The following is a 6,224-nucleotide window of genomic DNA, read 5'->3' as shown; positions in this document are numbered from 1 at the left end:
GGCTTGAGCTGCCAGGCGATGCCCACGGCAAACACCAGCGAGGCGGCCAAGCCAAAGGCCGCAGGAAGGCGCGATCGCCGGCGTGGCACGTGGCGGGTATCCCTAGGGGCGGTTGCAGCGGCTGCCACAGCGGCTGCCGGGGCGTCCGGCGCCGCGGCCACCGTCTGCACGGCTGCACGCGCGGCGGCCAGTACCGCCTCGTCCACCGCCGGCGGCGGTGCGCTGGGTGCAGGCCGGCCGAGCAGGCGCGCCAGCTCGCGTTCTTCCGGGCTCAGCGGGTCGTGGCGGTTCATGGGCTCAACTCCGCGCGCAGTTTATCCATCGCATAGCGCAGCCGCGATTTCACGGTTTCGCGACCCACCCCGGTGATCTGCGCGATCTCTTCCAGGCTCAGTTCCTGCTCCAGTCGCAGCTGCAGCACGGTGCGCTGGTCGTCGGGCAGCTGCTCCATCGCCAACTGCAGGCGACGGCGTTGTTCGAACTCGGACAGCTGGGTCTCGGGCGTGCGCGGATCGCTCATGCGGGCCACGCGCTCGTCGGCATCGCCCGGCGTCGCCGGCCGATGGCGCAGCGACCGCCAGTGGTCGTTGAGTCGATTGTGGGCGATCCGGAACAGCCAGGTGGTGAAGGCCGCTTCGGGCTGCCAGCCGGCGCGGGCGGCGATCACCCGCTGCCAGACGTCCTGGAACATCTCGTCGGCCAGCGCCGCGTCGCGCAGCTGGCGCAGCAGGAAGCTGTACAGCCGGTTGCGGTGCCGCCCATACAGGCTCTCGAAGGCGCGCAGGTCGCCGGCGGCCCAGGCCAGCATCAGCGACTCGTCGGTTGGCAGGGCGGCGGCATCCACGGCGGACAGAGTAAGCGCTGGATGCGCCTGCGCATAGCCGGGCAGGGCGGGAGCAGCAGCGATCATCACGGTAGCGGCCAGGCGCGGGACATGCAGCGATGAACGTCCGAAGGCCAGCAACGGGGTCGAGGCCTATCACTCCCCCCCGGGTTGCGCGGTATGCTCGGCGCACAGGGGAGGCGACGGGCATCCGGCGCCAGAAGAGATGAACATGTTGTCCAGCCAGGCAGTGACGACCTCAAGCCAGAAGGATCGTGGCGCAGCGGTATCGGCGACGCTCGCGCGGACGCTGTGCGCGTTGCTGCCCGCCGGCGCCCGGCTCACCCTGGGCTGGATCGACGCCGCGCTGGGCGACGGCTGCGTGCGCCATCCGCCCGGCGCCGGCCCGGAACGGGACCTGCTGGAGGCGCTGCTGCGCTCGCCGCCGTCGGATCCCGAGGGCGGCGCGATGTACCGCTGGCAGCACCAGGGCGGGGAGCTGGTCATCCATGTGCTGCTGGAGGGCGGCGCAAGCCCGCCCGACGCCTGGTGGGGCGTGGCCCGCGGCGGCCTGCAGGATGCGCTGGCGCTGGCCCGGCAACGCGAGCAGATCCGTTCGCTGGAAAACTCCAAGCGCCTGCAGCAGGCGTTGTACGAAATCGCCGACCTGGCCGGCGCCGACCTTGAAATGACCGAAATGCTGCGGCATTTCCACCGCGTGCTCAATTCGCTGATGTACGCGCAGAACTGCTACATCGTCGAGTACGACGACGTGCGCCGGCGGATCCGCTTCCTGTACTTCGCCGACCAGTGCGATGACTTCGTGGCCGACCCCGACCGCAGCTACGAAGAACACGAAATGCCACGCAGCCTGACCTTCGCGCTGCTGCGCCATGGCCAGCCGCTGAGCGGACCGTCCAGCGAGCTGCTGGCGGCGATGAACGACGAATACGACCCCAGCCGCGGCCCCGAGAGCCTGGACTGGCTGGGCGTGCCGATGCTGCGCGACGGCCGGGTCTGCGGCGCGATCGTGGTGCAGAGCTACGAACGGCGGGTGCGCTACAACGAAGCCGACCGCACCTTGCTGGGCTACGTGGCCCAACACATCCTCACCGCGATGGACCGGCGCCAGGCGCAGGTGCAGCTGGAGCGGCAGGTGGAGCGGCGGACGCTGGAGCTGCAGCGCGCCAACCACAGCCTGCAGGACGAGGTGATCGAACGCCGCCGCGCCGAAAAGCTGCAGCTGGCATTGTTCAACATCGCCGAAATGGCGATGAGCGCCGGAAGCCTCGCCCAGTTCTACGTGCAGGTCCACGGCGTGGTCGGCACGCTGCTGGATGCGCGCAATTTCTACATCGCGCTGGTCGACGAATCCGGCACCGGGCTGGAGTTCGTCTACTCGGTGGACGAATACAACCCGTCCCGCGCGCCTCGACGCTTCAGCATGGGCCTGACCGAGTACATCGTGCGCAACCGCCAGCCGCTGCTGGCCTCGCGCGAGCACATCGATGCGCTGCGTGCGTCCGGCAGCGTGAACGAATTCGGCGCGCGCTCGCACTGCTGGCTGGGCGTGCCGCTGCTGAGCGATGACGACGTGGTCGGCGTGATCGTGGTGCAGAGCTATTCGCCGGAGATCAGTTTCACCGCGCATGACCAGCGCCTGCTGACCTTCGTCGCACAGAACATCGGCAACGGCCTGGCCAGGCAACGCGACCAGGAGCGGCTGCGCAACGCGCATGCAGAGCTGGAGAAACGCGTCGACGAGCGCACCCGCGAGCTGGCCGAAGTCAACGACAAGCTGCTCGGCCAGATCGGCGAACGCCTGCGCGCCGAGCAGCGCCTGACCCACCAGGCCCTGCACGACGCGCTGACCGGACTGCCCAACCGCGCGCACCTGCTCGACCGGCTGGAAGACGCGATCGCCCGCGCACGCTCGCGCGACGGGCTGCGTTTCGCGGTGCTGTTCCTGGACCTGGACCGGTTCAAGCTGGTCAATGACAGCATCGGCCACGCCGCGGGCGACCAGATGCTGGTCGAAGTGGCCAAGCGCATCGTGTCGATGGTGGGGGTCGACGACGTGGTGGCCCGCCTGGGCGGTGACGAGTTCGCGCTGCTGCTCGAATGCGAGCACGGGCTGGAGACCGCGCGCGAGTTCTCGCAGCGCATGCTGGTGGCGCTGGAAGAATCGATGTGGGTGCAGGGCCGCGAGCTGTTCCCGTCGGGCAGCCTGGGCATCGCGATGTGGAGCCCGCGCTACCGCAATGGCGAGGAGATGGTGCGCGATGCAGACGCCGCCATGTACCGCGCCAAGGCGCAGGGCAAGGATCGCTGGGCGGTGTTCGACGAAGCGATGCGCGAAGAGGCGCTGCGCAGCCTGGACCTGGAAGCGGACCTGCGCCGCGCGATCAACAACCGCGACTTCCTGCCGTACTACCAGCCGATCGTGCGCCTCGCCGACGGCCAGGTGGTGGGGTACGAAGCGCTGCTGCGCTGGCGTCACGAGCGGCGCGGGCTGTTGCTGCCCAGCGCGTTCCTGGACCTGGGCGAGGAGAGCGGCCTGATCGAGCAGGTCGACTGGCTGCTGTATGAAGAGGTGATCGGGCAGCTGGCGCGCGGCGGCGAGGGCTATCTTTCGGTCAACGTCTCGCCGCGGCATTTCCGTTCGGCCGATTTCAGTCCGCGGTTGTTCGGCCTGATCGAAGCGGCCGGTGCCGACCCGCGCCGGCTGCGGCTGGAGATCACCGAAGTGGCGCTGCTCGACGACGGTCCGCGCACGCTGCGGATCCTGCAGGCGCTGCGCGAACGCGGCGTGCTGGTGCAGCTGGATGATTTCGGCACCGGCTTTTCGGCGCTGTCCTACCTGCACCGCTTCCCGATCTCCACGCTCAAGATCGACCAGAGTTTCATCGCCGGCCTGCATGGCCAGGACCTGCAGAGCACGTACGCGCTCGTGCAGGGCGTGCTGTCGCTGGCGCGCACGCTGGGCATCGAAACGGTGGGCGAGGGCATCGAGAACATGGCCCAGCGCGAAACGCTGCTGCAGCTGGGCTGCGATTACGGCCAGGGCTACCTGCTCGGCCGCCCGGCGCCGATGGACACATTCATTACCGGGTGAGTGGCCCCCCGTAGAGCCGGGCTCTGCCCGGCTGCGTTTCAGCGCAACGCCGTGCGGCGCTTCTCATCGATCCACTTGGACGCCTGCGCCGGCTCATAGGCGCGCATCCAGTCCAGCATCGCGTCGATGTCCGAGCCGTACCACAGGTCCGCGCGCTGTTCCGGATGCAGGAAACGCTCTTCGACCATGCGGTCGATCATCCCGATCAGGGGCGCGTAGAAACCGTCCACGTCCAGGAACGCGCAAGGCTTGTTCCCGATCCCGAGCTGGCGCCAGGTGAGCATCTCGAAGATCTCTTCCATGGTGCCGAAGCCGCCGGGCAGGGCGACGAACGCATCGGAGAGGTCGAACATGCGCGACTTGCGCTCGTGCATCGAGCCGACGATCTCCAGTTCGGTCAAGCCGCGATGGGCCACTTCCCAGTCCGCCAGCTGCTGCGGGATGACCCCGGTGACTTCGCCACCGCCGGCCAGCACGGCATTGGCCACGGTGCCCATCAGGCCGACGTTGCCGCCGCCATAGACCAGGCGCAGGCCGTCGCGGGCAATGCGGTCGCCCAGCGCGATGGCACGTTCGGTGTAGATGGGCTTGCTGCCGGCGTTGGAGCCGCAGTAGACGCAGATGGATTTCATGTGGGGGTCCCTGCTGGAAACCACCCATTATCGCATGGCCCCCCGCGCGCGTTGCGCGCGGAGGTTGGACGGCCCGGTTCCGTCAGGCCGCCTGGGTCTGCTCGCGTTGCGGGCCTTCCTTCAGCGCGCGGCCCACCAGGCCGACCAGCAGGTCCAGCTCTTCGCTGTCGATGCCGAAGTGCGGGGTGAAGCGCAGCGAGTTCTCGCCGCCATGGATCACGTTGATGCCGTGGTGGCGCAGCCATTCCTCGGTGGAGCCCGTGCCGTAGCACTTGAACTGCGGGGCCAGCTCGCACGAGAACAGCAGCCCGGTGCCCTGCACCTTGGTGATCAGCCCGCCCAGCTCGGCCTTGAGCTGTTCCAGCTTGCGCACGGCTTCCTCGCCCCGCGCGCGGATGTTCGCGCGCACTTCCGGGGTGAGCAGCGACAGCGTCGCGCAGGCGACATCGAGCGCGCGCGGGTTGCTGGTCATAGTGTTGCCGTAGATGCCCTTGCGGTACAGCTGCGCGGCATGTTCGGTCACCGCCAGCACCGACAGCGGGTACTGCGCGGCATTCAAGGCCTTGGAATAGGTCTCCATGTCCGGCGCGTCCAGCCCTTCGAAGCCGGGGTAATCCACGATCGACAGCACGCCGTGAGCGCGCAGGCCGGCCTGGATCGAATCCAGCAGCAGCAGGCTGCCGTGCTGGCGGGTCAGCTCGCGCGCCAGTGCGTAGAACGACGGCGGTACGGCGCGACCGGGGTCGCCTTCGCCCATCACCGGCTCCAGGAACACCGCTTCGATGAACCAGTGGTTCTGCTGGGCGTCGGCGAACACCCGCTTCAACGCATCCTCGTCGTAGGGGGCGATGGCGATCACGGTGTCCTCGCCGCGGTAGCTGGCCAGGTGCTGCATGTAAGCCTTGCGGCTGGAATCGGAGTACAGGCCCGGGCGGTCGGTACGGCCGTGGAAGCTGCCCTTGACCACCACCCGCTTGATCTTCGCACCGGCATGGCGGGCGCCGGGGTCGGTCTGCAGCTTGGCGTTGACGTCGGCGATGCGCGCGGCCAAACCGACTGCTTCGGAGCCGGAATTCAGGCACATGAACCGGGCATAGGGGCAGCCGCCACGGCGGTGGCCGATCTCGCGGCGCAGGGCCTGGATGAAACGGTGCTGGGACAGGTTCGGCGTCATCACGTTGGCCATCACCTGCGGGGCGGCCATCGCCTCCAGCACCGCCTCCGGGGTGTGGCCGAAACCGAGCATGCCGTAGCCGCCGGCGTCGTACAGCACCGCGCCTTTGAGCGTCACCACCCACGGGCCGCGGGCCGCGAGGGCGACATACGGGGTGACCGCGTCATCGGCATAGAAATTGACGAAGCCGTCCTGCATCGCGTCGACCTGCGCGCGCTCGTCCAGCGCCAGTACGTGGGCGAGATCGGCGCGGACGCGCTCGAATTCGGCGGCGCCCGCCTCCACGGCGGCCAGCAGCTGCGGGTGGCCTGCGGCCAGGCGTTCCAGGGTGGCGTCATCCAGGCCGGCGGTGAGGCGGGTGCCGGGCTGGGCGCGAAGGGGGGCGAGGCGTTCGATGAAGCGCATTGCAGATCTCCTGAAACGAGTGGCGGCACGGCGCAAATGCAAAACGCGCGACCGGGGGCGCGCGCCTGGGGCAAT

General features: G+C 68.9%; 4 protein-coding genes and 1 pseudogene. 1 reads left to right on the top strand and 4 read right to left on the bottom strand.

Annotated elements, in window-relative coordinates; all coding sequences use genetic code 11:
• Together RWO33_RS10455 and RWO33_RS10450 are read right to left on the bottom strand one after the other, a co-directional pair.
• Nucleotides 1-293, bottom strand: a pseudogene (locus tag RWO33_RS10455) (hypothetical protein); the annotation flags it as partial.
• Nucleotides 290-844, bottom strand: coding sequence for an RNA polymerase sigma factor (locus RWO33_RS10450; protein WP_314104767.1), 555 nt, complete (start codon nucleotides 842-844; stop codon nucleotides 290-292). The pseudogene RWO33_RS10455 and the gene RWO33_RS10450, both read right to left, overlap by 4 nt.
• Before the next feature lie 205 nt (nucleotides 845-1,049).
• Between RWO33_RS10450 and RWO33_RS10445 the strand changes: the two genes are divergently transcribed.
• Nucleotides 1,050-3,938, top strand: coding sequence for an EAL domain-containing protein (locus RWO33_RS10445; protein WP_314104766.1), 2,889 nt, complete (start codon nucleotides 1,050-1,052; stop codon nucleotides 3,936-3,938).
• A gap of 38 nt (nucleotides 3,939-3,976) precedes the next feature.
• Here the strand turns inward: RWO33_RS10445 and RWO33_RS10440 are convergent, their stop codons facing one another.
• Both RWO33_RS10440 and RWO33_RS10435 read right to left on the bottom strand, forming a co-directional pair.
• Nucleotides 3,977-4,570 (bottom strand): TIGR00730 family Rossman fold protein, encoded by a 594-nt coding sequence (locus RWO33_RS10440; protein ID WP_145477895.1) that lies wholly within the window; start codon nucleotides 4,568-4,570, stop codon nucleotides 3,977-3,979.
• Nucleotides 4,571-4,652: 82 nt separating this feature from the next.
• On the bottom strand, nucleotides 4,653-6,149 hold the full coding sequence (locus RWO33_RS10435; protein ID WP_314104765.1) for an aminotransferase class III-fold pyridoxal phosphate-dependent enzyme: 1,497 nt from the start codon (nucleotides 6,147-6,149) through the stop codon (nucleotides 4,653-4,655).
• Nucleotides 6,150-6,224 lie beyond the last annotated feature (75 nt).

The organism is uncultured Stenotrophomonas sp. (assembly GCF_963519925.1).
Classification (GTDB): Bacteria; Pseudomonadota; Gammaproteobacteria; order Xanthomonadales; family Xanthomonadaceae; genus Stenotrophomonas; species Stenotrophomonas maltophilia_AE.
Note: the sequence above shows the minus strand (reverse complement) of the source record. Positions and strands in the feature narration are given on the sequence as shown.